At 47.2% G+C, this 844-nt stretch carries 2 protein-coding genes; both read right to left on the bottom strand.

Translation table 11 applies throughout. The features are described from left to right. A partial coding sequence (locus ACTHS3_RS15990; protein WP_440368504.1) for an FAD-dependent oxidoreductase occupies window positions 1–455 on the bottom strand: 455 nt, incomplete at its 3' end. Between the two features lie 2 nt (window positions 456–457). Continuing rightward, window positions 458–799 (bottom strand): succinate dehydrogenase, hydrophobic membrane anchor protein, encoded by a 342-nt coding sequence (gene sdhD, locus ACTHS3_RS15985; RefSeq protein WP_003678837.1) that lies wholly within the window; start codon window positions 797–799, stop codon window positions 458–460. Window positions 800–844: the final 45 nt, after the last annotated feature.

Raw genomic sequence — 844 nt, 5'->3', positions numbered from 1 at the left:
TGTTGGTACAAAGTATGCAACATCGCATGACCGGTACGGTCGGCAACCGCACATGCACGTTCTACCGCACGTTTACCATGTTCGGCAGTATGACCACCGAAAGGACGTTGGTAGATTTTGCCACTTTCCACACGGTCAAAAGGCATACCCATGTGTTCCAACTCAATTACGGCTTCAGGCGCGGCGCGACACATAAACTCAATCGCATCTTGGTCGCCCAACCAGTCAGAACCTTTCACGGTATCGTACATATGCCAATCCCAACGGTCTTCTTGCACATTACCCAATGAAGCAGAAATACCACCTTGAGCCGCTACAGTATGAGAACGGGTTGGGAAGACTTTAGACAAAACAGCACAATTCAGGCCGGATTTAGACAATTGGAGGGCTGCGCGTAAACCTGCACCACCACCGCCAACAATCACGGCATCAAACTTGCGAACAGGATAACCCATATTTACCCCCAAATTACTTTAACAGAATACACCAAGCAGCCTACCAACCAAACGATGGTGGCAACTTGTAAAAACAAACGCAGACCGAAAGGCTTAATGTAGTCCATCCACAAATCGCGGATACCTACCCATGCATGCAGGAATACAGCCAAGAAGCTCACTTGGGTAAATACTTTTACCCAAGTTTGATCAAAAAATGCCTGCCATGCCGAATATTCTTTAGGCAACGTAAACAAAACAACCAAAAGAACCACGGTGTACACCAACATGATGACCGCAGTTGCACGTTGCATTGCCCAATCGCGCAAACCGTAATGCGCACCTGTCAATTTACGTTCTACCATAACAAAGCTCCCAAAACGACGGTCAGAATCAAAGCAGAAGCAAAT

The organism is Neisseria sp. P0009.S007, assembly GCF_051962515.1.
The sequence above is the reverse complement of the archived record's forward strand: the minus strand, read 5'-3'. Positions and strand labels throughout refer to the sequence as shown.

Excerpts from the sequence above, each read along its gene's own strand:
- sdhD (WP_003678837.1), bottom strand. The coding sequence starts at position 799 with ATGGTAGAACGTAAATTGACAGGTGCGCATTACGGTTTGCGCGATTGG.